The sequence below is a fragment of the Natronospira proteinivora genome (assembly GCF_024170465.1).
In the GTDB taxonomy this organism is placed as follows: Bacteria; Pseudomonadota; Gammaproteobacteria; order Natronospirales; family Natronospiraceae; genus Natronospira; species Natronospira proteinivora.
Map to the genome: position 1 here is coordinate 1 of NZ_JALJYF010000002.1, position 24,683 is coordinate 24,683.

Sequence of the window (24,683 nt, forward strand, 5' to 3'; positions counted from 1 at the left end):
CATTTACCCCCTCCGTGTCCTCCGTGGATTCTCCGTGGTCTCCGTGTTCCAAAAAAGCCGAACCCGCTATAACCTCCTCCGCCTGAATCGCGAATGAATTCGCGCCTACGGTGGGCGGGTTCCTGCCTTCCCCCTGACCCTCTTCGTGTCCTTCTGCCTTTCTTCGTGACCTTCGTGTCACGCCTGTAAGACCCGCCGCCAAACCCCACGAACGTCTATAGTCTTCTCAACAATTTAAAGAACTCTTCGTGGGGCGCTTCCCCGACCCAGCCGTTCATGACGGATTCCAGCTCCCCGTCTTCAATAAAATAGAAACGGGGTGTCGTGTGGAAGGCTATGGTCTCCGGCCAATCGCTTTCACGCCAAGCGATTCGCATCTTGATATGTTCGGCATCCTGGTTCCAATCATGGATCCGGGACAAAGCGCGGCCGGTATTGGACTGACGGGTTACCCAATGAACGGGAACCCCCGCGTCATGAATCTTGTGATGATTCTCATCCAGGTATTCCATGGCCTCCTTGGAAAAATGGCAACCGGAATCCACCGCGGCAATTACCATTGGTCCTCTTTCCAGATTCAAGGATTCAACCTCGAATTGGACATTTGAGTCACTGCCTCCCGGCCGCAGTAAATTCAAAGCTTCGCCCCCACCGGGGCGAATACCGTACAAACTTTCACGGCGCTGGCTTTCATCAATCCCCATGTGATCAGCAAAATTCCTGGCCTCGTCGAATAGGCGGGCATTGATCAGACTGTAATAACTCAGGATTTCGTGCTGCTCCATCGGCGGATGCTGTCCATCCGACTGAGGCGCCGATGGTCGCTGTTGCAACTCCTTGGAAACAGACTTCATCAGGCGGGCACTTAGCTCATCGGGCATATAGAAACTCGCCGTATAGGCAGTCCGATAAACCTCCTGCAATGCTCCCGAAGCTAAAACCGGGAATGGCTCCGCTTCAAGCACGCCTTTAAATAATCGGTGGAATTCTTCTTGAATCGGAAGGAAGATATCCCGGTGATTGCTTCCAAGCTCCTCCTGGTCAGGCAAATTGCCGTGGTACTCGTCGTGAAAGGCCATGAATGCCTCATAAGACCCGGCAACATCCAGCGGGCGAGGTGCCTCCGACTCTGCCGCATGAACGGCATTAGCCTGAAATACCAGCAGAGCAGCCCCCACCATCAACCGTTTAATTTTACTCATAGATTCCATTCTCTCTTCAACGTTCATCCCAATTTATATCAAACACTATCTCCAACTATAGCAGTCAATTCAGTCACGATCAGACCCCTCGTCGCTACCACACATTTTTCAATACAGAACACGAAGGACACGAAGTAAGGCAGAAAGACGCGAAGGGTGATTAAGGTTTAGAGCTCGAGGGGTATAGATGCTGATCGGATGGGGCCTAGCTTGGCTTTATGACGCAGAGGTCTCAGAGAATCCGCAGAGACACACAGAGGAAATGACAGCGGATGCTTTTGTTTGATTCCAGCTGTGGGAGCGGCGTCCGCCGCGATCAAGGCTTCGACTGACTCTAGTCGCGGCGGACGCCGCTCCCACAGTTATTGCCTTCCCCATTTACCCCCTCCGTGTCCTCCGTGGATTCTCCGTGGTCTCCGTGTTCCAAAAAAGCCGAACCCGCTATAACCTCCTCCGCCTGAATCGCGAATAAATTCGCTCCTACGGTGGGGGGTCCTGCCATACCTAAATCCCTTCGTGTCCTTCTGCCTTTCTTCGTGTCCTTCGTGTGCGCCTTTAAAAAGCTAACCGCCAAAGAACCAGACCATGCCGAAGTTGTACCAGACGTGGATCAGGATGGGGCTGCCCAGGGTATTGTGGCGTTCACGGAACCAGCCGAAGATCAGGGAGGGGAAGAAGATCAGGGCGGCCCAGAGGGGTGTTTGATAGATCAGGTGGCTGGCGGCGAACAGGACACTGGTGATGAGGTTGGCCAGGGTCAGGATGCCGAAGGCCTTCTGGGTCTTGCTGGCAATCCAGTCCTGGATCAGACCCCGGAAGACGATTTCCTCCATGACGGGATAGATCAACACGGGCAGAAGAAAGACCCAGCGATTTTGCAAAGGCCAGCCCCAGTTGTCCGTGGGGGTGAGCACAAACAGCATCGCCGACCAGGTGATGGGCCCCAGGGTCATCACCAGCCAGAAGACATCATCCTTCCAGCGGATACCACCAAAGCGAAGGGGCCGCATGCCGGCGGCCCCTCGCTTGCCTGTCGCGTCTTTCAACGAATCGTTTTCCATTAATGCACCGCAGCGGTTCTCGGTGAGGTTTCTTCGGTGGTGAAGACAAAGCCGTCCTCACCCAAGCTTACCCAAATGGTATCACCCGGGCCGAAGTCGCCGCCGAGGATCCGTTCAGCCAGGGGGTTCTCCACCCGCTGCTGAATGGCCCGCTTGAGCGGCCGGGCCCCATAAACCGGATCGAAGCCCGCCTCGCCCAGCTTGTCCAGCGCGTCTTCGCTGATCTCCAGCTGCATATCCCGCTCCACCAGGCGCTGGCGGAGATTGCGCAGCTGAATATCGGCGATCTGGCGGATCTGGGCCCGGTCCAGGGCATGGAAGACCACCACATCATCGATGCGGTTGATGAATTCCGGCCGGAAGTGCTGACCGACCACGCCCATCACGGCTTGCTTCATCTGTTCATAGTCACTGTCATGCGTGAAACCCTGGATCTCCTGGGAGCCCAGGTTGGAAGTCATGACGATGACAGTGTTTCTGAAGTCCACCGTGCGACCCTGTCCATCGGTGAGACGGCCATCATCCAGGACCTGCAGCAGGATGTTGAAGACATCCGCATGGGCCTTTTCCACCTCATCCAGGAGGATCACCGAATAGGGCCGGCGACGGACCTTCTCGGTGAGGTAGCCGCCCTCGTCATAGCCCACATAGCCGGGGGGTGCGCCCACCAGCCGTGCCACAGAATGCTTTTCCATGAACTCGGACATGTCGATGCGAACCATGGCCTCCTCGGTGTCGAAGAGGAAATGGGCCAGGGCCTTGCACAGCTCGGTCTTGCCCACGCCGGTGGGGCCCAGGAAAAGGAAAGAGCCATTGGGCCGATGGGGGTCGGCAATGCCGGCCCGGGAGCGGCGAATGGCGTCGGAGACCACCTTGAGGGCCTCGTCCTGGCCCACCACGCGCTGGCTCAAAGACTCTTCCATGCGCAGCAGTTTTTCCTTCTCCGACTCCAGCATCTTGGCCACCGGGATCCCGGTCCAGCGGGAAACCACTTCGGCCACTTCCTCGTCGGTCACGCGATTGCGCAGGAGTTTTGTTTCAGATTGAGTGTTGCTCTCACCAATTTCAGCAATACGCCTTTCAAGTTCCGGGATGCGCCAATGCTTAAGCTCAGCCATTCGTTCCAGGTTTGGTTCACGCCGGGCGATCTCCAGCTCAGTACGGGCCCGATCCAGCTCTTCCTTGAGATGGGTCGCACCCTGGACCGAGGCTTTCTCGCTCTTCCAGATTTCTTCCAGGTCGGCGTATTCCCGTTCCAGCTCACCGATCTCCTCATCCAGGTTTTCAAGCCGTCGCAGAGAAGCCTCGTCCTTTTCCTTTTTCAGGGCCTCACGCTCGATCTTGAGCTGAATCAGGCGACGCTCGAGGCGGTCCATGGATTCAGGCTTGGAGTCGATCTCCATGCGAATCCGGCTGGCGGCCTCGTCGATCAGGTCGATGGCCTTGTCGGGCAGCTGGCGATCGGTGATGTAGCGATGGGACAGTGAGGCGGCGGCCACGATGGCCGGATCGGTGATCTCTACCCCATGGTGAACCTCGTAGCGCTCCTTCAAGCCGCGCAAGATGGCGACGGTGTCTTCTTCACTGGGCTCATCCACCAGCACTTTCTGGAAACGCCGCTCCAGGGCCGCATCCTTTTCCAGATGCTTGCGGTATTCATCCAGGGTGGTGGCACCCACGCAATGAAGCTCACCCCGGGCCAGGGCAGGCTTGAGCATATTGCCGGCATCCATGGAGCCTTCCGCCTTGCCGGCACCCACCATGGTGTGGATCTCGTCGATGAACAGGATCACCCGGCCTTCTTCCTGGCCCAGTTCCTTGAGCACGGCCTTGAGCCGTTCCTCGAAATCGCCGCGATACTTGGCACCCGCCAACAGGGCGCCCATGTCCAGAGACAGAACCCGCTTGTCCTTGAGGCCCTCGGGCACTTCGCCGTTGATGATGCGCTGGGCCAAGCCTTCCACGATGGCGGTCTTGCCCACGCCGGGCTCACCGATCAGGACCGGGTTGTTCTTGGTCCGGCGCTGGAGCACCTGCACGGTGCGGCGAATCTCTTCGTCACGGCCGATCACCGGGTCCAGCTTGCCCTGCTCGGCCCGCTCGGTGAGATCAATGGTATATTTCTCAAGGGCCTGGCGCTGATCCTCGGCGTTGGGATCGTCCACGCTCTCGCCACCGCGCACCTCGTCGATGGCCTTTTCGATGGCGCCCTTGACCGCACCCGCATCCTTCAGAATCTGGCCCAGTTCACCCTTGGCATCTACCGCCGCGAGCAGAAACAGCTCGCTGGAGATGTAGCTGTCGCCCCGCTTCTGGGCCAGCTTGTCGCAACCATTGAGCAGGCGAATCAGATCTTGGGAAGGATGCACCTCATTCTCACCGCCCGAAACCGTGGGCAGGCGATCAATGGCCTGGCCCAATTTGGAGCGCAGTCGATTGACTTCCACACCGGCCTTGTCCAGCAGCGGCCGCAGGCCACCACCATCCTGATCCAGCATGGCCTGCATCACATGCACCGGTTCCATGAACTGGTGATCCCGGCCCAAGGCCAGGGAGTTGGCATCGGCCAATGCCAGTTGAAATTTGCTTGTCAGTTTATCCATTCGCATCGGACACTCTCCCGGAATACTTCATCACTGCCTAGACAATGGAGACATTCCGGGCGCTTTCAAGCGAAACGTCTGATAGGGGCGTTAGTGGGCCAGGTGATGGAGGAGGAAAATCACGCCCCCACCGGCCAAAATGGCCAGGCTTTGCAAGGCACTGACACGCGGGCGATGTTCCCGCTGCAGCTCAGGGATGAGGGTGACCAGAGCGATATAGCTGAACAGGGCAGCCGCCACCACCAGAATAAAGGGACGCACGGCGGTCATGGGTTCCAGCCAGAACCAGGCCAGCGCCCCGCCCGGCACAATCGCCAGACTGGAGAGCAGTTTCAACAAGAACGCCCTGAAGCGGCGGAAACCGCTATTGAGCAAGATCGCCAGGGCGCTCAGCTCATGGGGCACTTCGTGGGCGATCACCGCCAGGGCCGTGGCCGCACCCAGTACGGGATCGGTGAGAAAGGCCGCCACCACCACCACGCCATCGACGAATTTATGCACCGCGTCCGAGATCAGCACCACCGTCCCGGCTGGGCGGGCCATATCCGCCTGTTTCTGGTGGTGCCGCCAACGCAGGAATTTTTCCAGCAAAAAAGCCACGATCAAGGTGAGAAAAAAGACCTGGCCCACGCGCTCCAGATCCGGGCGTTCCAGTTCTTCCAGAGCGTGGGGGATCAATTCGAAGAAAGCCGCGCCCAGCAAAGCGCCAACGGCGAAACCAATCAGCAATGGCAGGCTCTGATCCCGCCAATGCCCGGGGGCCAAGAGGAACAGGGACGCCATCAAGGTCCCCGTCAGCCCGGCCAGCAGGGCCAGAAAGAGGGCCTGCATTAGTTCGATCATGTTGCGTCCCTTTTATTTTTGCCGATTCAACTGCAGCCGACTCAGCCGCAGTACTTATCCCCCATCGGCCGAATCAGACTGTTACATTATAACCCTAACCGTCAAGCCCCATGGGTCATCCAGATCAGACTGGCCATGCGTCCGCAGGGCGCTTGCCGCCGGTGGGAATAGAAACGCGCCGGGTCACTGAATGTGCACACATCTCCACCGCCCACCCAGGTCACACCAGCCGCCTGCAAACGCCGTTGCGCCAGTGCATACAGATCGGCCCGCCAATGACCCGGACCATCCGAGGCAAACGCCGCCGCACAATCGGCATCCTGGTCGAGAAAGGCCTGACGAACCTCCTCACCTACCTGAAAAGCCCCAGGGCCAATGGCCGGACCCAGCCAGGCACACAATCCCGGTGGTGATTCGGGCATGGCGGCAAGCAGGTTTTCCAGCACGCCGGCTGCCAGGCCACGCCAACCAGCATGAGCAATGCCGACACAGGCACCATCGCGACTGGCCAGAAAGACCGGCAGGCAATCCGCCGTCAGCACGGCACAAATCACATCCGGCTGATCCGTCCAGGCAGCATCGGCCTCGGGGGCTGGCGCTTGTTGCGGGAGCCGCACGGCCCGGCATCCATGCACCTGTTTCAACCATTGGGGAGAAGCGGGCAGCCCCGCCAGCGCCTGAAGCTTGCGTCGATTGGCCTGCACGGCGGCCGGCTCATCGCCCACATGTCCGCCCAGGTTCAGTCCCTGCCAAGGCCCCCGACTGGCCCCGGTATCGTTCTCGGGGTGGCGCCCAGTGGTCAACGCCCGAACCCGAGGCGAGACCGGCCATTCGGCTTGCAGAAAGGCCGGATCCATCAAATCCTCCCTCCGGCGGCGCGGGCCGCAGCATCATCCCGCAAATGCCCCAGCAATGACCGAAAGTCATCCGGCAATTCCGCCTGAAAATGCATTTCTTCGCCGCTGACCGGATGTATCAACCGCAATTCGGCGGCATGCAGGGCCTGGCGACGGAAAGCGCGCAGGGCTTGTGCCAGTACTTCGCTGGCCCCCCGGGGCACAGAGAGCCGGCGCCCATAGACAGGATCCCCCACGATGGGATAGCGAATATGGGCCAGATGCACTCGAATCTGATGGGTGCGACCGGTCTCCAGCATTACCCGCAACAGACTGTGATACGGAAAGCGTTCCAGCACCCGGTAATGGGTCACCGCCTCCCGACCTCCCTCCTTGACCGCCATCCGCTTGCGATCCACGGGATGGCGGGCAATGGCCGCCTCCACGGTCCCCCCAGCCGGCATCGCACCCACTACCAGGGCCCGATACTCCCGACTGATCTCCCGCGCCTGCATGGCCTCGGTCAAACGGGCATGGGCCCGATCACTGCGTGCCACCACAAGCAGGCCGCTGGTGTCCTTGTCCAGGCGATGCACCAGGCCATGCCGCGGCACGGACGCCACTTCGGGGAAATAATGTAAAAGGGCATTTTCCAGTGTCTGATCCGGATTGCCGGCTCCCGGATGAACCACCAGGCCGGCGGGCTTGTTGACGATCAGCAGGTCAGCATCCTCGTGCAGCACGTCCAGTGGCAGTGCCTGGGGCTGAATGACATTCTCCGCCGCCGGTCGTTCCAGAACCACCTCCTGCCCGGCCCTGACGGAATCCCGGGGCCGGCAAACAGCGCCGTCAAGGCGAGCCTGCCCCGCCTCAATCCACCCCTTCAGCTGGCTACGGGAATAATCTTGGAACAGCTGGGCCAATGCGCGGTCGAAACGCTGTCCGGCCAGGGATGGAGGAATCGTGGCTTGCTCACGCAAAATGGGCATCTCCGGACGGGAAATTGCGGACGATGCACCACCCGGGTTAGGGTGGCGCGCTTTAGGACGTTATAATACTGGGTTTGGAAAGAAGGATACCAACCCGACTCGCAGGCCGGGTCGGGAACACCCTTCTGTTTTGCAAACATGTGTCATCACGGAGCCGCCGATCCATGCACGGCAATAGCACGCTATCAATTCAACCCTTTAACCCCATGCTCCTGATGACCAAGGGGCTGTTACTGGCCTTGGCACTGGTCCTACTGTCCGCTTGCGCCGGGCGGGATACGGGGCCGGACCTGGATCCTGCGGTGGATGCAGAAGAGCTCTATGACCGCGCCTATGGCCGTTTGCAGGGGGGCAACTATCAAGGGGCCCTGCAGATGCTGCGGCAGCTTGAAGCCCGCTATCCCTTCACACCGCAGGGTCAGCAAGCTCAACTGGACCAAATATACGCCTATTACCGCATGCGCGACCGTCAGGGCACCAATGAAGCCGCGCGTCGCTACATTCGCGAAAATCCGCGAAGCGAACATCTCGCCTACGCCTATTACATGCAGGGCATGGCCTGGTTCGATCAACGGGCCTCGCTGACAAGACGAGCCATCAACCTGGATCCGGCCCGTCTGGACATCAGCAATGCCCAGCGCTCTTTCGATGCCTTCCGAGATTTAGTGGAGCGCTTTCCCGACAGTGAATACAGCGATGATGCCCGCATGCGCATGGTTTTCCTGCGCAATCTGATCGCCCGACACCACTGGCATGTGGCCAATCACTACTTGGACCGGGGCGCTTACATGGCCGCTGTGGCTCGCGCCACTACGGTCATCGAAGATATGCAACCCAACAGCGTGACGCCCTATATGCTGGAACTGATGGCCGAAGCCTATGAAAACGTGGGCGAAAGCGATCTGGCCGAGGATGTCCGAGGCGTACTGGCCCGCTCCTATCCAGATCATGAACGGGGCGAACGCCCGCACTTCTTCTAAGCACCCTGCCCCCGGATAGAGCTGCGATCGCTTATCACCCCCGCCGGAACCCCGAGGTGATGGGGTAACGGCGGTCCCGCCCAAAGGCCCGACGACTGAGTCGCGGGCCGGGGGCGCCCTGACGGCGCTTGTATTCATTCAGCTGCACCATACGCAGTACTCGCTGGCAAAGCGCCTCATCGAATCCCTCGGCCACCAGGCTATTCAGCCCCCGGTCGGCCTCCACAAAGGCCTCGATAATGGCATCCAGCACGGCATACTCGGGCAGGCTGTCGGTATCGTATTGGTCAGGGCGAAGTTCCGCGGAAGGGGGGCGATCAATCACCGCCTGGGGAATAACCCGCCCCTGTCGATTCCGCCAGTCTGCCAGGGCATAGACCCGACTCTTGCTGAGATCCCGAATGGGGGCGAAGGCCCCTACCATGTCACCGTAGAGGGTGGCATAGCCCATTGCCAACTCACTCTTGTTTCCAGTGGCCAGCACCATCTCGCCCCGCTGATTGGACAGGGCCATCAGCTTCACACCCCGAATCCGACTCTGCAGATTCTCGGCCGCCACACCGGATACCGGCTCGGCCAGCCCCCTGGACAGACTCTCTTCAAGCGCCGCGACGGAATCGCCAATATCCAGGTTCAGGTACTCAACATCCAGCAACGCCGCCTGCTCCCGGGCCAGTTCATAACTGATATCTCGGGTATAGGCAGAGCCCATCATCACCGCCGTGACCCGGTCCGCACCAATGGCGTCCACAGCAATGGCCAGGGTAATCGCTGAATCAATCCCGCCGGACAACCCGATCAGGGCACCCGGAGCGCCATTCTTGTTGAGATAATCGCGGGTCGCAAGCACCGCGCCTTGATACTGGCTGGCTTCCGCCGACAAGGGTGTATGGACCGGCCCATCGAACAGACGGCCCTGGGCATATTGCACGGGATAGAAGCCGGCTTGCCATTCAGGAGCCTGGAGCGCCACCGCCCCGTCCGGGTTAACACCGACACTGGCCCCATCGAAGACCAGTTCGTCCTGCCCCCCCAGCAGATTGCAGACAAGCACCGGAACACCGCCTTCCCGAGCCCGCTGAGCGAATTCTGCCTGGCGCTCCTCGGCCTTATTCAAGGCATAGGGAGAAGCGCTCAGACTCAGGATCAGCTCCGCCCCGGCCTGGCCCGTGTCTTCGGCCGGGCCGGCCACCCAGAGGTCTTCGCAGATGGTGAGCCCCAGCTTGACGCCCTTGAAGTCCACCACACAGGCCTGATCGCCGGCAGTGAACCAGCGCTTTTCATCAAAGACGCTGTAATTGGGCAGACAGCGCTTGTGATAGCGAGCCAGCTCCCGGCCCTCTGAGAGCAATACTGCTGCATTGCGCAATCCTTCATGGGAATAATCGGGGGTGCCATACAACACCCCCACATCCCCCGGCAGTTTCGCTCGCAATGTCGCCTCGGCCGCCTGCACCTGCTGGGAAAAATCTTCATGCAACAGGAGATCCTCCGGTGGATAGCCGGTGAGACAGAACTCGGGGAAAATCACCAGATCCGCCCCATGTTCCTGCCGAGCGGTGGATACCGCTTCCAGCATCCGGTCCAGATTACCCTGGATGTCCCCCACCACGGGATTGATCTGCACGGTCACAATCACAAGCTGTGCTGACATGATTTCCTTCCTGCCGAAACAAAGAGTCCCCGTCCGTTAACCGGACAGGGACCCGAGATCAAGCGGCCCCTGGCATCACCATGGGACCACCATTCACGCTGAGCGGTACTCAGCGGATCAAGCGAGCACCTTCTGGATGGCTTCACCCAGTTCGGCCGGCGACTTCACCGTCGTGGCACCCGCCGATTCCAGGGCGGCGAACTTGTCGTCCGCAGTCCCCTTGCCACCGGAAATGATGGCGCCGGCATGGCCCATGCGCTTTCCGGGCGGCGCGGTCACACCGGCAATATAAGCCACCACCGGCTTGCTGACATGGTTCTTGATGAAGTCAGCCGCTTCCTCTTCATCGGTGCCACCAATCTCACCCACCATGATGATGGCTTCGGTCTTGGGATCCTTCTCGAACAGTTCCAGACAATCGATGAAGCTCATGCCGTGAACCGGATCACCACCGATGCCCACGCAGGTGGACTGGCCGTGGCCGGTGCGGGTGGTCTGATGGACCGCTTCATAAGTGAGAGTCCCGGAGCGGGACACCACACCCACATTGCCCGGCTTGTGGATCTGGCCCGGCATGATGCCGATCTTGCATTCGCCGGGAGTGATGATGCCCGGGCAGTTGGGACCGATCAGGCGGCAATCGTGCTCTTTCATGGCCTCCTTGACCTTGACCATGTCCAGCGCCGGAATGTGCTCGGTGATGCAGACGATGGTCTTGATGCCGGCATCGGCCGCTTCCAGGATGGCATCGGCGGCGAAAGGTGCCGGCACATAGATCATGCTGGCTTCAGCACCGGTCTCGGCCACGGCATCATGCACGGTGTTGAACACCGGCTTGCCCAGATGAGTCTCACCGCCACGACCGGGGGTCACGCCGCCCACCAGGTTGGTGCCGTAGGCAATGCACTGTTCAGAATGAAAGGTGCCCTGCTTGCCGGTAAAACCCTGGCAGATCACCTTGGTGTCTTTGTTGACAAGAATACTCATGTCGCTTCCCGTTTGAGATTCTGCATGGTGGCCCGCACTGCGGACCACGCCCTGTGAATGTGTGCGGCGAACTTACTTGCCCGCGGCTTCCACGGCCTTGGCAGCGCCGTCGCTGAGATCATCGGCGGGGATGATGTCCAGGCCGCTCTTTTCGAGCATGGCCTTGCCTTCATCCACATTGGTGCCTTCCAGACGCACCACCACCGGCACCTTGACGCCTACCTCTTCCACGGCGGCGATGATGCCCTCGGCGATCAGGTCACAGCGAACGATACCGCCAAAGATGTTCACCAGGATGGCTTCCACACCTTCATTGGAAACAATCAGCTTGAAGGCCTCGGTGACCCGCTCCTTGGTAGCGCCACCGCCCACGTCCAGGAAGTTGGCGGGCTGGCCGCCGGACAGCTTGATCACGTCCATGGTGGCCATGGCCAGACCGGCACCATTGACCATGCAGCCGATGTTGCCTTCCAGGGAGACGTAGTTGAGGTCGTACTTGCTGGCTTCCACTTCCGCCTCGTCTTCCTGGGTCAGATCACGCATTTCGGCCAGCTTCTTCTGCCGATACAGGGCGTTGTCGTCCAGGTTCACCTTGCCGTCCAGGGCCTTGATTTCGCCCTCCGGGGTGACGATCAGCGGGTTGATCTCCACCAGGCTGCAATCGCAGGCCTCGAACATCTTGTAGAGACCGCCGGCAATCTTGGTGAAGGCGCCCAGCTGGGCCTTGGTCAGCTCCAGGCCGAAGGCCAGCTGACGGGCCTGATAAGGCTGCAGGCCGGCGGCCGGATGCACGGTGACCTTGAAGATCTTCTCAGGGGTCTTTTCCGCCACTTCTTCAATGTCCACACCACCTTCCGGCGAGGCCATGAATACCACTCGCTCGGAGGCACGATCCACGACCACCGAGAGATACAGCTCACGCTCAATATCCGAGCCCTTCTCGATGTAGACCTCGTGAACCGGCAAGCCTTCTGGGCCGGTCTGGTGGGTGACGATGGTGGAACCCAGCATCTCCTTGGTCTTTTCACCGGCTTCTTCCGGGCTCTTGGTCAGCTTGACGCCGCCGGCCTTGCCGCGCCCACCGGCGTGGACCTGGGCCTTAACCACCCAGAGTTCACCACCCAGTTCTTTGGCGGCAGCCACCGCTTCTTCAGCGGACTTGACCACGCGACCATCGGAGACGGGAACGCCGAATTCCGCAAATATCTGTTTTGCTTGGTATTCGTGAAGATTCATCGTGTAAGCTCAGGGGTCGGGGATGGATGATACGGAACGTCAGAACGCCCGGAACAAGCCGCCGGGGCATGCCACCGTAGAAACCGGGGCGCCGGTAGGCGGGTCGATCCAGACCGCTGCGATCCGCTGCAAAGGTGCGTATTCTGGCGTAAATTGGCTGATTTCGCAAAAAAACGCCCCCCGCCACCCGGGAACAAGGCACAAAAGGCATGCTCCACGACCAGGACGACAGCGCGCTGCGGCAACACGCCAATATCAATCTCCGCTGGAGGGTGCTACGACTGCTGAACCTGTTCCGGGTAGGAATTGGCCTGGTGTTTCTGGCTGGCCTGCTGTTTCAACCGGAAGGCGGCATGCTGGGCAGCGTCCAGCCGCGACTGTTCCTGTTCACCACCATTACGGTATTGGTGGTGGCCGGGCTGGCCGCCCTCAGTCTTGCCCGGCGCTGGCCCTCGGCACGCATCCAGGCCCTGACCCTGCTCAGCGCGGACAGTGCCCTGTTTCTGCTGGTTCTGCAATCCAGTGGCGGACTGGAGACCGGGCTAGGGAATCTGCTGTTCATACCGGTGGCTGCCGCCAGTCTCTTGCTGGGCCAGCGCCTGGCCATCAGCCTGGCTGCGGTGGTGACTCTGGCCCTGCTTTTCCAGCAGGTACTGATTGCCTGGTCGCTGCCCCAGATACCCGCCCGCTTTACCCATGCCGGCATTCTCAGCGCCCTGTTCATGTTCATTTCCCTGGGCGGGGCCCATCTGGCCCGGCGCCTACGGGAAAGCGAAGCCCTGGCCCTGCGTCGGGGCCTGGACCTGCGCAATCTTTCCGAACTTAATGATTACATCATCCACCATCTGAGAACCGGCATCGTGGTGGTGGATCATCAGGATCGACTGCAGTTGATCAACGGTGCTGCCGCCCAGTTTCTGGGCATCGACCCGGAGCAGCGGGGCCGGCCGGTTCAACAGGTTTCCCAACAACTGGACCGACTGGTCCGGGCTCGGCGCAGCAAGCCCTTCGAACGACCGGCCTCCTTCACCGCCGCCGATGGTGAAACGGTCGTGGTGCCCCGTTTCACGGAACTGGGCGCACCGGAGAACCCCGGCACGCTGATTTTTCTCGAGGACAGCAACCTTCAGGGCCAGCGCGCCCAGGAAATGAAGCTGGCTGCCCTTGGCCGATTCACGGCCAGTATTGCCCATGAACTGCGAAACCCCTTAAGCGCTATCAACCACGCCAATCAACTGTTGGCCGAATCCGAGCGCCTGGGGGCAGAGGAGCAACACCTAAACGGCATCATTGACCGTCATGCCCAGCGGGTGAACCGGATCATTGAAACCGTCCTGAAGTTATCCCGTCGTGAAGCCACCGAGCCGAAACAACTGAATCTAAGTGAATGGCTGGCAGACTACAGTCAGCATCTGGAAGATGCCGGCACCCTGAAGCCGGAAGAAATCAACTGCCAGCACCCAGAGGGGTCGACCCGGGTTCGAATGGATGATGATCACCTGGTTCAGGTGGTGGATAATCTGGTCAACAATGCCCTGCGCTACGGTGAGCCCGATGGCCGCGAGAAGGTCACTTTACGAATCGCTCATGTGGGACGGGGCAACCGTCCTTGCCTGGAAGTGATCAACCGGGGGCCCGGCATTCCGGATGAAGACGCGGTCAACATCTTTGAACCCTTCTATACTGCCAGCCCGCGGGGCACCGGCCTGGGCCTTTTCGTGGCCCGGGAACTCTGCGACTGTAACCGGGCCCGGCTGGAGTATCGCTACCAAAACGGGAATAATGTCTTCCGAATCGTTTTCTCCGACCCGGACCGCTGGTTGAGCTAAATCACCGGGTCGGATCAGGAAAAAGCCCCCAAAGCTGCTACTCTCAGGACCATCATTGCAGAAAGGAAAAAACCATGAGCAAGGCCAGTGCACGACACATTCTGGTGGATGACGAGGTCACCTGCCAGAAACTCAAATCCGAAATCGAGGCCGGTGCCGACTTTGGCGAACTGGCCCGGGAACATTCCAGCTGTCCCTCGGGTGGCCGCGGCGGCGATCTGGGCGAATTCAGCCCGGGCATGATGGTCAAGGAATTCGATGAAGTGGTCTTCAGCGCCCCCATCAACACCGTCCAGGGGCCGGTCAAGACCCAGTTCGGCTACCACCTGCTGGAAGTCACCCACCGAGAAGACTAACCCACCCCCTTTTCCCGGCCCGGCCCCCTTCCGGGCCGGGATGCCTACAATGCCGCCTCCTTGATCTGATCCAAACCATTTACACCTTCCCTTACGCTGCCAACGCCCCCTTTCCTCCAGGCTTGATCCAGATCAACTCTGAACAGAATCGATTCCCGCATAATCCCGGCGGGCTACGGCCCTTCTCCTGCACAAGCCTCCGGCCCATATGGGCCCTGGATAAACGGGATCCAACACCATGGAATCAACACCCAATTACAACGAAAAAGTCGTCCGTCAGTTCACGATAATGACGGTCGTCTGGGGCGTGGTGGGTATGCTGGTGGGCGTGATCATCGCCGCCCAGCTGATTTGGCCCGCCTTGAATTTCGATACCGCCTGGCTGAGCTACGGCCGTCTTCGGCCCCTGCACACCAATGCGGTGATCTTTGCCTTCGGGGGCTCGGCCCTTTTCGCCACTTCTTTCTGGGTGGTCCAGCGAACCTGCGGGGTGCGCCTGATCTCCGACAAGGCCGCCGCCTTTACTTTCTGGGGGTGGCAGGCCGTGATCGTCTCTGCCGCCATCACTCTGCCTTTGGGCCTGACCCAGGCCAAGGAATACGCTGAACTGGAATGGCCCATAGCCATTCTGATCGCGGCAGTCTGGATTGCCTACGCCTATGTCTTTTTCGGCACCATCGCCATTCGCAAGGTCAAGCATATTTATGTAGCCAACTGGTTCTACGGGGCTTTCATCCTCACCGTGGCCGTGCTGCATATCGTTAACAATCTGGCCATCCCCGTAAGCCTGACCAAGTCCTACCCCATTTATTCCGGGGCCGTGGATGCCATGGTTCAGTGGTGGTATGGCCATAACGCAGTGGGCTTTTTCCTGACTGCGGGCTTTCTGGGCATGATGTATTACTTCGTGCCCAAGCAGGCCAATAGGCCCATCTATTCCTATCGCCTGTCCATCGTGCACTTCTGGGCCCTGATTTCCATTTACATGTGGGCCGGCCCCCACCATCTGCACTATACGGCCCTGCCCGAATGGGCCCAGTCACTGGGCATGGTGTTCTCCATCATCCTGCTGGCCCCCAGCTGGGGCGGGATGATCAACGGCATCATGACCCTGTCCGGGGCCTGGCATAAGCTTCGTACAGACCCGATCCTCAAGTTCCTCATCGTGTCCCTGTCCTTCTACGGCATGGCCACATTTGAAGGGCCCATGATGTCCATCAAGACGGTGAATGCCCTGTCCCACTACACCGATTGGACCATCGGGCATGTTCACGCAGGTGCCATGGGCTGGGTGGCCTTTATTACCTATGGTGCTGTTTATTTCCTGATCCCCCGTCTGTTTGGAAAGGAGCAGATGTACAGCGTGCGGGCCATCGAATGGCATTTCTGGATATCCACCATCGGGGTGGTGCTCTACATCTCCGCCATGTGGATCGCCGGGGTCATGCAGGGCCTGATGTGGCGGGCCGTGAACGATGACGGCACCCTCACTTACACCTTCATGGAGACCCTGACGGCCACCTACCCCTATTACATGGTGCGCCTGCTGGGTGGTCTGGTCTTTTTGGGCGGCATGCTGCTCATGGCCTGGAACGTCTGGATGACCACCCGCCCTGACAAGGGCCAAGCCCTGACCCCTGATACTGTCAACACAGCCCGGGAGGCCTGATCCATGAGTCATGCCATTGTCGAGAAAAACATTACGCTGATGGCCGTCCTGATCGCTGCGGTGATCAGTGTTGCCGGCCTGGTTCAGATCGTGCCGCTGTTCTTCCTTTCGGAGACCACCGAACCTGCCGAGGGCATTGAACCTCTGGAAGCTCTGGAGTTCGCCGGGCGGGACATTTACGTCCGGGAAGGCTGCCACGTCTGCCACTCCCAGATGATTCGCCCCTTCCGGGCCGAGACGGAACGCTATGGCCATTACTCCGTGGCCGGTGAGTTCGTCTATGACCGCCCCTTCCTTTGGGGCTCCAAGCGCACGGGCCCGGATCTGGCTCGGGTCGGTGGCCTGTACTCCGACTACTGGCACGAGGTTCATCTGCTCAATCCCCAGGACGTGGTCCCCGGTTCCAACATGCCCGCCTACCCCTGGCTGGCGGAGAGGGAGTTGAAACCGGACCAAGTGGCCCGCCGCATGGTGGCCCAGAAGGAATGGCTGAACGTGCCCTACACCTACCTGGATATCGAACGCCAGACCGAGGAACTGGAAGGCAAGACAGAGATGGACGCCATCATCGCCTACCTCCAGAACCTGGGCACCAACCTTGAGCGGAGGCGCTGAGATGACCCAAGGAACCTTTTTCGGTCTGATCACCGTGCTCCTGCTGCTGATCTTCATTGGCATCGTGATCTGGGCCTATAGCAAGAACCGGAAACAGGACTTCGAAGAAGCGGCCAATCTGCCGCTGGAGGACGACAAGCCGGCGGAAAAACGCAGCGGAGGAGGCAAGGATCATGAGTAGTGGCTGGAGCTGGTACATCAGCATTATTGTCATCGCCAACATCCTGGCCTGCATCTGGCTCATCCGCTGGACGGCCAAGAAACGCCCGGGCGAAGGGGCGGCTCACGAAACCACGGGCCATACCTGGGATGGCCTGTCTGAACTCAACCAGCCCATGCCCCGCTGGTGGCTGTGGCTGTTCTACGCCACGATTGTCTGGGGCCTGATCTATCTGGCGCTCTACCCGGGACTGGGGGCCTATTCCGGCCTGCTGAACTGGTCCCAGTACAGCCAGTACGACGAGGAAGTGGCACAGATCGAGGCTGAGGTAGCGCCACTATTTTCCCGCTACGCCGAGATCGATATCCCGGAACTGGCCCGCAATGACGAGGCCATGCAGACGGGACGCCGACTATTCGCCAACAACTGCGCGGTCTGCCATGGCACCGATGCTCGTGGCCGCCCCGGTTTCCCGAGGCTGGCAGAGCTGGCGGAGGAAGACTGGACCTGGGGCGGGTCCCCGGAGGACCTTTATCAGAGTATTGATGAAGGCCGCCAGGGTGTCATGCCCGGGCTGGGTTCCGCCCTGGGCGAAGACGGCATGGAAGCGGTCACTGCCTATGTCTTTCATCTCAACGGCCGGGATGCCCCCGCCGAGCAGGTGGAACGGGGTGGTGAGCTGTATCAGCAGCAATGCCGGGCCTGCCATGGGGAAGATGGGAAAGGCATGCGGTCCATGGGTGCCCCCAACCTGACCAACGATTTATGGATCTACGGCGGTCACCGGGAGGCCATCGAATACAGCATCCGCGAGGGTCGTTCCGGACGCATGCCAGCCCAGGGTCACATCCTGGGCGAGGATCGTGTCCATCTTCTGGCGGCCTATATCTACAGCCTGAGCCTGGATGTCGGGGAGAACGACGATGGCAACACAGCCAACAATGAGTGAAAAGCGCTGGCTAAGAGCACTGGGCGCTACCCTGTGGCCATCCTTCCTGGTGGCCGCAGGGGCCAGCATCGTCTTCTTCGCCAACATCGATCCGGAAACCCTGCGGCTGGACAGTCTGCCGGGGATTGAAATCAGCCGAATGAGTGGTTACGCCATTGGCTTTTTCATGTTCTGGATGGTGGGCCTGGCTTCCAGTCTACTCACCCTCTTGCTGCTCAACCCGACCCCTGAACGGGGGCCATGGCACTAGAAGGTCTAACCATTGAGCAATCAGGACCAAAACCAGGAGATGTATGCCGCGCGGGAAAAGATTCATCCCCGTGAAGTAAAAGGCATATTCCAGAACCTGCGGGCACTGGCCGTGGTGGCTCTGCTTGGCATTTATTATGGGCTACCCTGGTTGCGCTGGGATGAACGCCAGGCAGTCCTGTTCGATCTACCCGCCCGACAGTTTCATATATTCGGCCTGACCTTCTGGCCCCAGGATTTCGTTTTCCTGGCGCTGCTTTTGATTATTGCCGCTCTGACCCTGTTCTTTTTCACGGCCATCGCCGGCCGGCTCTGGTGCGGCTATGCCTGCCCCCAGACAGTCTGGACAGAATTATTCATGTGGATTGAGCGCTGGACGGAAGGCCCCCGTCAGAAGCGCATCAAGTTGGACAAATCCCCCTGGAATCGCCAGAAGATCCTCCGCCGTGGCAGCAAGCACATACTCTGGCTATTACTGGGTCTGTGGACCGGCCTGACGTTTGTAGGCTATTTCACCCCCATTGATGAGTTACTGGACCGCGCCAGCCAGTTCCAGCTTGGTCCCTGGGAAACCTTCTGGTCTCTATTTTATGGCTTTGCCACCTGGGGCAATGCGGGCTTTCTGCGTGAACAGGTGTGCATTTACATGTGCCCCTATGCCCGCTTTCAAAGTGCCATGTTCGATCAAAACACCCTGATTATTTCCTATGACGAGCAACGGGGTGAGCCCCGGGGTGGCCGCTCCAGAAACGCTAACAAGGAACAACTGGGCCTGGGTGATTGCATTGACTGCAATCTCTGTGTTCAAGCCTGCCCCACCGGCATCGACATCCGCAAGGGACTGCAATATGAATGTATCGCCTGTGCAGCCTGTATTGATGCCTGTAATCAGGTCATGGACAAGATGGAGTACCCCCGTGGCCTGATCCGCTACACCACGGAAAACGCCCTTGAAGGCAAACCGTCAAGAGTCTTCCGTCCCCGGGTGTTCGTGTACGGCTTTCTGCTGATGGTACTAATGGCCGGAACCGGCTATGGCATTGCCAATCTCAGCGAAGTCAACATGGAAGTGTTGGCTGATCGCAATGTGCTATACCGGGATGTGGATTTTGACACCATCGAAAATGTCTACAGCCTCCGGGTACTCAACAAGCACGATCAGACACGCCGATTCCAACTGGAAGTGAGCGGCATTGAGGGGGCACGCATCATCACACGACCCGAGGTCATTGAGATCGGCCCCGGTGATACAGACAACATAACTGCTCGAATTCAGGTACCTAGAGATCAAGTCGCCGGCCCCGGCAATCCAGTGGAGCTGACCCTCACTGCAGTGGATGATCCCGACGTCAGTACCCGGAGTCGTTCCCGTTTCCACGCCCCGAATCCGGATGGCCGCTAACAGGTAACACGCATCATGAAAGGACTGAAGAAAGACGATGATCATCAGCCGGCCTGGCGGCAATTCTGGTTCTGGTTTGTCCTGGCCCCGCCCATGGCCTCCATCGTTGTGGGTCTGAGCCTGGTCTATACCGCCGTGACCCAGGGGGATGACAAGGTCGTGGATGATTATTATGACGCGGGACGGGCCATCCACCGGGAATTCGACCGGGAGCGCCGAGCCGCCGAGCTGGGGCTTGATGCTTACCTGGCCGTTGACCGGGAGGATGGTCGCATTACCCTACGCCTCGCCGGTGCCGATGAACCTCCGGAACAGCTGACCCTCCATCTTTCCCACGCCACCCATGCCGGGCGCGACCTTGCCCTGACGCTGGAAGCGGACGCCAGTGGCCTGTATCGCGGGGAAACCGGCCAGCCGGTTTATGGCCGCCACTATATCCGCCTGGAACCCTTGGATCAGGAGTGGCGAATCAACGCCACGCTGGACATTGGTGATAGTCAGCTGGATATCCTCACCAGTGAACGGGATCAATAGGCGCTGTGATGAGCAGCATGGCCGATCAAGCCGGGCACACGGTGGATACAAGTTTCCACTGCTTTCACTGCGGTGAAGTCATACCGGATGGTATTGATCTGTCGGTCACCTTTGAGGGCCGGGAAGAGAAGGTCTGCTGTCATGGTTGTCAGGCCGTCTCCCGCATGATCCTGGGATCCGGCCTGGATGCCTTCTACCGCTTCCGCCCCCAAGCCAATGGTCAGCCTGAGGAAATACCACGGGATGCCAGCGCCTTTGAGCGCTTTGACGAAGACCGGGTGCAGGCGGATTTCATCCATCGTCATGAGGACGGCAGCAAGGAAGCCTCGCTGTTGATTGATGGCATGTATTGCGCCGCCTGTGGCTGGCTGATTGAGCGGGGCCTGGCTGAAGCACCCGGCGTGAAAGAGGTCCGTGTCAATCCGGCCACCGGCCGGGCCCTGCTCCGCTGGCAAGGCGACAAGGTTCGTCTGAGCCAGTTGATGGCCCATATGGACCGTCTCGGCTACCGCCCCCATCCGGTCCTGCCGGACGCGGCCAATGAACAGGCCCAGCGGGAACGACGCAGTGCCCTACGCCGCCTGATTGTGGCCGGGCTGGGCATGATGCAGGCCATGATGTTTGCCGTGGCCCTGTATGCCGGTGACTTCCATGGCATGGACCCCGACCATGCCCAGTTCCTGCGTATTGTCAGCATGCTGGTGGCCACGCCCGTCATTCTTTATGCCGGCCTGCCCATTTTCCGGGGCGCCATCCGGGATCTACGCAATCTGGCACCGGGCATGGATGTGCCCGTGGGTCTGGCCATCGGCTCCGGTTATCTCGCCAGTGTCTGGGTCACCTTCTTTGGCGGGCCGGAGATCTACTTTGACTCGGTCTCCATGTTCACCTTTTTCCTGCTGACGGCCCGCTATGTGGAAATGGCCGCCCGCCACAAGGCCAACGCCACCACCGATGCCCTGGCGACCCTGGTACCCGACAGCGCCACCCGCCTGAATCCGGATGGCAGCAGCGAACAGGTGCCCATCGGGGATCTGGCCCTTGGCGATCTTCTGCGAGTACTGCCGGGCGAAACCATCCCGGCGGATGCCGTGATCGAAAAGGGGGAGACCCAGGTGGATGAGTCCATGCTCACCGGCGAATCCCGCCCCCAGTCACGGGGGATCGGCGAAGCCGTGGTGGGCGGCAGCCTGAATGTATCCAATGCCATTGAAGTGAGCGTGAACCGTCTGGGCCAGGACAGCACCGTGGCCCATATCGCCCGCCTGCTGCGCCGGGCCCAGGCCGAACGCCCCGGCCTGACCCGACTGACCGACCGGGTGGCCCGGGTCTTTGTCAGCCTGGTGTTGCTGGCCTCGGCCGCCGTCTTCGCCTTCTGGTGGCATCTGGACCCGGCGCAGGCCTTCCCCATTACCCTGGCCATGCTGATTGCCACCTGTCCCTGCGCCCTCTCCCTGGCTACGCCCACGGCCCTGGCCGCCGGAACGGGACACATGGCGGGACAGGGCCTGCTGGTGACCCGACCGGATGCCCTGGAAACCCTGGCCCGGGTCAGCCATGTGATGCTGGACAAGACCGGCACCCTTACCCGGGGTGAGCTGTCCATCGTGGAATCGAAAACCGTGGGCCCGCGCTCTCAAGCGGAATGCAGGGAGCTGGCGGCAGCCCTGGAAAGTCATTCCGAACACCCTCTGGCCCGGGCCTTTCCCCAAACCGATACCCCCTTGTCAATGGAAGAGGCAGAAACCTATCGCGGTCTGGGAGTCTCGGGATGGATTGACGGTCAGCACCTGCGCATTGGCCGACCGGATTGGGTGGCGGCACTGACTAATAATCAGGCCACCCTGCCGATTGATGATGAGGAAGCCTGGGTTGCCCTGGGTGATGAGGGCGGCCTGCTGGCCCTCTACCGCCTGGAAGATCCCCTGAGGGAGGATGCCGTGACCACCATCGCCACCTTGAAGGCACAAGGCCTCGCCGTGGAGATTGCCAGTGGCGATGCCCCCGGCCCGGTTTCACGGGTGGCCCGGGAGATCGGCGTGGACCACTGGCAGGCCCGCATGCACCCGGATGACAAGCTGGCCCGTCTACGTGAACTGCAATCCCAGGGTGCGGTGGTGCTGATGGTGGGGGACGGCATCAACGATGCCCCGGTGCTGGCGGGCGCGAATATCTCCGTGGCCCTGAACCAGGGGACGGCCCTGGCCCAGACCAGCGCCGGGATGATCAGTCTTGGTGACCGCCTGGGCAGTCTGGTGGATGGCCTCAAGGGGGCCCGTGATACGCTCAAAGTCATTCGGCAGAACCTGACGATTTCGGCCTGCTACAACGCCTCCATGCTGCCACTGGCGGCCATGGGCCTGATTGCCCCCTACGTGGCAGCTGCCGGCATGACACTGAGCTCGGTGGTGGTGGTGTTGAACGCGCGGCGCTTGGCCAGGAAAAGCAGCTCCAAGCGACAAGCCCCAAGCCACAAGCTGTCCGCGCATGGCTGACCACGCACTGCATTTAACCAGCCTTGACCGCGCTGGCAACGACGACCAGCGCCCCTTGACTCGGGAAACGCTGCTTGCAACTTGTAGCTTGAGGCTTGTAGCTTAAAAAATCATGAACATCATCTTCGTCTCCATTCCCATCGGCATCATCCTGGTCGCGCTGGCCATTGCCGCCTTTTTCTGGGCGGTTCGCAGCGGGCAGTACGATGATCTGGACTCGCCGGCCTATTCCATCCTGATGGACGAGGACCGGGAGGAACGCCAACGGCGGGCCCAACAAAAAACAAAGGCACAAAAAGCGCAAGACGATGAGAGCCCCGCCCAAGATAAGGACGACGGGGAGTCTCGCTACTGATGGGATCGGAACTGACTTTCCTGGCCGCCTTTATCGCCGGCCTGGCCGGCAGCCTGCATTGTTTGGGGATGTGCGGCGGTATTGCCGCCTCCCTGGGCATGGCGGGTAGCGTGGGCACCAACGCGCGGCGTGGCTGGCTCAATGCCCTGCTCTATAACGTGGGGCGTATTACCAGCTATGCCGTGATTGGCGCGGCGGCGGCTGGGCTGGTGATGGCCTTGGGTATTGCGGTGGGTCGACCGGATTGGGGCGGACTGCTGCGCCTGGTCACCGCCTTCATCCTGATCGCCATTGGCGTTCAACTGGCCTTCAACTGGGCGGGTCTGCGGCGCATCGAGGCCCTGGGCGGGCGGGTCTGGCAGCATCTGGCCCCCCTGGCCCGGCGTTTCATGCCCCCAAAAACACCCCTGCATGCTCTGGCCCTGGGCGGACTCTGGGGCTGGCTGCCCTGCGGTCTGGTCTACACCATGGTGCTGGCCGCCTCGGTCTCCGGAAACCCCATAAACGGCGCTGCCATCATGATCGCGTTCGGCCTGGGCACCCTGCCGGCCATGACCGGCACCAGCCTAATGGGCCAGCAAGCCCAGCGTCTACGACAGCACCCCGCCTTCCGCCAGCTCGCCGGCGCCCTGCTCATTTTCTTTGGCCTCTGGACTGCCTTCTTCCCCCTCTCCTCCCTCATGCCAGGCCACGGAGACCATTCCCACTCACATGTCCAGGAGGTAGGCCAGCATCAAGGGCATCACGATAGTGGCATCTGAATGAATGTTGAATCGGGGGGTCTCGGGGCCCAGCTTGCTCCAGGTGATTTTTTCGTTTTCCGGAGCGCCGGAATAACCTCCATAGCTCGAGTCAGCATCACTGATCTGGCAGAAATACCCCCAGCGCGGGGTGTCGGGCATCTGTAGTTCCCGGCTGATCAACGGTGTCACGCAGATAGCAAAATCACCGGCAATACCACCGCCCACTTGTAGATAGGCTATGCCCGGTTCGGGATCACAGTTCTCAAGGTACCAGCGCACCAATCGATTCATCTGTTCAGTACCTGCCATGACACAGGAATGGCTGGATACCTCACCACGCATGACGGCAGCACTGAAGGCATTGCCACTGCTTGAATCCTCCCAGCCTGGGGTCCAGACCGGCACCTGACGCTCGGTGGCCGCCAATAACCAGCTGGATTCCGGATCCTGGAACTGCTTGCGCAATCCCGGGTCTCGCAGCAGGTCCTGCATGAATTCAGACGGCATGGCACTGCGCCCACTGTCGGCGGCCGCTCGCCACCGGGTGATCAACTGTTCCTCCACCTGCTGCATCACTTCATCCGGAATGGCCGTGTCGGTCACCCGGTTGAGCTGACGATCATTCAATGCCTGCTCATCAGCCGGTGTCAGATCTCGCCAATTGGGCAATGATACATAGCGGTTACCCCCCATCAGGCGAAACACATCCTCTTCCAGATTCGCACCAGTACAGCAGATTCCGTGGACCATCCCTTGCCGGATGGCTGGCGCCAGACTCTTGCCGAGTTGAGCGGTACTCATGGCACCTGCCAAGGAGATGAACAGACGCCCGCCTGAATCAAGATGGGCAAGCAATGCCTGAGAGGCCGCTTTGAGTTCACGGGCATTGAAATGGTGATAATGACTGTCGATGAATTCCCGTATTCCCCCCATCCA

At 60.2% G+C, this 24,683-nt stretch carries 23 protein-coding genes; 13 read left to right on the forward strand and 10 right to left on the reverse strand.

Translation table 11 applies throughout. The features are described from left to right. Window positions 1–215: 215 nt before the first annotated feature. The 6 genes from J2T60_RS07330 to rluD all read right to left on the reverse strand — a co-directional run bounded on the left by J2T60_RS07330 (window position 216) and on the right by rluD (window position 7,534). On the reverse strand, window positions 216–1,229 hold the full coding sequence (locus J2T60_RS07330) for a hypothetical protein (protein ID WP_253447715.1): 1,014 nt from the start codon (window positions 1,227–1,229) through the stop codon (window positions 216–218). Between the two features lie 536 nt (window positions 1,230–1,765). Continuing rightward, a complete protein-coding gene (gene mrtJ / locus J2T60_RS07335; RefSeq protein ID WP_253447720.1) occupies window positions 1,766–2,212 on the reverse strand; it encodes a JDVT-CTERM system glutamic-type intramembrane protease MrtJ in 447 nt (148 codons plus the stop codon). A gap of 50 nt (window positions 2,213–2,262) precedes the next feature. After that, complete coding sequence (clpB, locus tag J2T60_RS07340; RefSeq protein ID WP_253447723.1) at window positions 2,263–4,866, reverse strand: ATP-dependent chaperone ClpB; 2,604 nt, start codon at window positions 4,864–4,866, stop codon at window positions 2,263–2,265. Between the two features lie 90 nt (window positions 4,867–4,956). Beyond that, window positions 4,957–5,709: a ZIP family metal transporter gene (locus J2T60_RS07345; RefSeq protein ID WP_253447726.1), complete on the reverse strand. Its 753-nt coding sequence runs from the start codon at window positions 5,707–5,709 to the stop codon at window positions 4,957–4,959. A gap of 101 nt (window positions 5,710–5,810) precedes the next feature. Then, on the reverse strand, window positions 5,811–6,566 hold the full coding sequence (gene pgeF, locus J2T60_RS07350; RefSeq protein ID WP_253447729.1) for a peptidoglycan editing factor PgeF: 756 nt from the start codon (window positions 6,564–6,566) through the stop codon (window positions 5,811–5,813). Continuing rightward, window positions 6,566–7,534: a 23S rRNA pseudouridine(1911/1915/1917) synthase RluD gene (rluD, locus tag J2T60_RS07355; RefSeq protein ID WP_253447732.1), complete on the reverse strand. Its 969-nt coding sequence runs from the start codon at window positions 7,532–7,534 to the stop codon at window positions 6,566–6,568. Before rluD ends, pgeF begins: the two co-directional genes overlap by 1 nt. A gap of 164 nt (window positions 7,535–7,698) precedes the next feature. On the opposite strand from rluD, the gene J2T60_RS07360 reads away from it, so the two are divergent. Beyond that, window positions 7,699–8,514 (forward strand): outer membrane protein assembly factor BamD, encoded by an 816-nt coding sequence (locus J2T60_RS07360; protein WP_253447735.1) that lies wholly within the window; start codon window positions 7,699–7,701, stop codon window positions 8,512–8,514. A gap of 34 nt (window positions 8,515–8,548) precedes the next feature. Here the strand turns inward: J2T60_RS07360 and J2T60_RS07365 are convergent, their stop codons facing one another. From J2T60_RS07365 to sucC, 3 genes are all read right to left on the reverse strand, one after another. Continuing rightward, window positions 8,549–10,168, reverse strand: coding sequence for an NAD+ synthase (locus J2T60_RS07365; protein ID WP_253447738.1), 1,620 nt, complete (start codon window positions 10,166–10,168; stop codon window positions 8,549–8,551). Between the two features lie 117 nt (window positions 10,169–10,285). Then, window positions 10,286–11,155, reverse strand: coding sequence for a succinate--CoA ligase subunit alpha (gene sucD, locus J2T60_RS07370; protein ID WP_253447741.1), 870 nt, complete (start codon window positions 11,153–11,155; stop codon window positions 10,286–10,288). A gap of 72 nt (window positions 11,156–11,227) precedes the next feature. Then, a complete protein-coding gene (gene sucC, locus J2T60_RS07375) occupies window positions 11,228–12,391 on the reverse strand; it encodes an ADP-forming succinate--CoA ligase subunit beta (RefSeq protein ID WP_253447744.1) in 1,164 nt (387 codons plus the stop codon). Between the two features lie 209 nt (window positions 12,392–12,600). Here sucC and J2T60_RS07380 point away from each other — a divergent pair, with 209 nt between their 5' ends. The 12 genes from J2T60_RS07380 (at window position 12,601) to J2T60_RS07435 (ending at window position 23,765) form a co-directional block, all read left to right on the forward strand. Continuing rightward, a complete protein-coding gene (locus J2T60_RS07380; RefSeq protein ID WP_253447747.1) occupies window positions 12,601–14,220 on the forward strand; it encodes a two-component system sensor histidine kinase NtrB in 1,620 nt (539 codons plus the stop codon). A 74-nt stretch (window positions 14,221–14,294) separates the two neighbouring features. After that, entirely contained in the window at window positions 14,295–14,576 is a 282-nt protein-coding gene (locus tag J2T60_RS07385) for a peptidylprolyl isomerase (RefSeq protein WP_253447750.1), read from the forward strand. Window positions 14,577–14,814: 238 nt separating this feature from the next. After that, the gene (ccoN, locus tag J2T60_RS07390; protein ID WP_253447753.1) at window positions 14,815–16,245 is read left to right on the forward strand and encodes a cytochrome-c oxidase, cbb3-type subunit I; all 1,431 of its coding nucleotides are present in this window, start codon (window positions 14,815–14,817) and stop codon (window positions 16,243–16,245) included. A 3-nt stretch (window positions 16,246–16,248) separates the two neighbouring features. Further along, window positions 16,249–16,860, forward strand: coding sequence for a cytochrome-c oxidase, cbb3-type subunit II (ccoO, locus tag J2T60_RS07395; protein WP_253447756.1), 612 nt, complete (start codon window positions 16,249–16,251; stop codon window positions 16,858–16,860). Between the two features lies 1 nt (window position 16,861). Next, complete coding sequence (locus J2T60_RS07400) at window positions 16,862–17,041, forward strand: cbb3-type cytochrome oxidase subunit 3 (protein ID WP_253447759.1); 180 nt, start codon at window positions 16,862–16,864, stop codon at window positions 17,039–17,041. Further along, a complete protein-coding gene (gene ccoP / locus J2T60_RS07405) occupies window positions 17,034–17,969 on the forward strand; it encodes a cytochrome-c oxidase, cbb3-type subunit III (protein ID WP_253447762.1) in 936 nt (311 codons plus the stop codon). Before J2T60_RS07400 ends, ccoP begins: the two co-directional genes overlap by 8 nt. Then, the gene (locus J2T60_RS07410; protein WP_253447765.1) at window positions 17,944–18,219 is read left to right on the forward strand and encodes a hypothetical protein; all 276 of its coding nucleotides are present in this window, start codon (window positions 17,944–17,946) and stop codon (window positions 18,217–18,219) included. Before ccoP ends, J2T60_RS07410 begins: the two co-directional genes overlap by 26 nt. A gap of 12 nt (window positions 18,220–18,231) precedes the next feature. Continuing rightward, window positions 18,232–19,620, forward strand: coding sequence for a cytochrome c oxidase accessory protein CcoG (ccoG, locus tag J2T60_RS07415; protein ID WP_253447768.1), 1,389 nt, complete (start codon window positions 18,232–18,234; stop codon window positions 19,618–19,620). Between the two features lie 15 nt (window positions 19,621–19,635). Further along, window positions 19,636–20,154 (forward strand): FixH family protein, encoded by a 519-nt coding sequence (locus J2T60_RS07420; protein WP_253447770.1) that lies wholly within the window; start codon window positions 19,636–19,638, stop codon window positions 20,152–20,154. Between the two features lie 8 nt (window positions 20,155–20,162). Continuing rightward, a complete protein-coding gene (locus J2T60_RS07425) occupies window positions 20,163–22,649 on the forward strand; it encodes a heavy metal translocating P-type ATPase (protein ID WP_253447773.1) in 2,487 nt (828 codons plus the stop codon). A 112-nt stretch (window positions 22,650–22,761) separates the two neighbouring features. Beyond that, window positions 22,762–23,004, forward strand: a complete 243-nt coding sequence (gene ccoS / locus J2T60_RS07430; RefSeq protein ID WP_253447776.1) for a cbb3-type cytochrome oxidase assembly protein CcoS — start codon at window positions 22,762–22,764, stop codon at window positions 23,002–23,004. Further along, entirely contained in the window at window positions 23,004–23,765 is a 762-nt protein-coding gene (locus J2T60_RS07435; protein ID WP_253447779.1) for a sulfite exporter TauE/SafE family protein, read from the forward strand. Before ccoS ends, J2T60_RS07435 begins: the two co-directional genes overlap by 1 nt. On the opposite strand, the gene J2T60_RS07440 is transcribed toward J2T60_RS07435, so the two are convergent. Further along, window positions 23,712–24,680 carry a deoxyhypusine synthase family protein gene (locus tag J2T60_RS07440; protein WP_253447782.1) on the reverse strand — a complete coding sequence of 323 codons (969 nt, stop codon included), beginning with the start codon at window positions 24,678–24,680 and terminating at the stop codon, window positions 23,712–23,714. The two genes, J2T60_RS07435 and J2T60_RS07440, sit on opposite strands and share 54 nt — an antisense overlap. Between the last annotated feature and the right edge of the window lie 3 nt (window positions 24,681–24,683).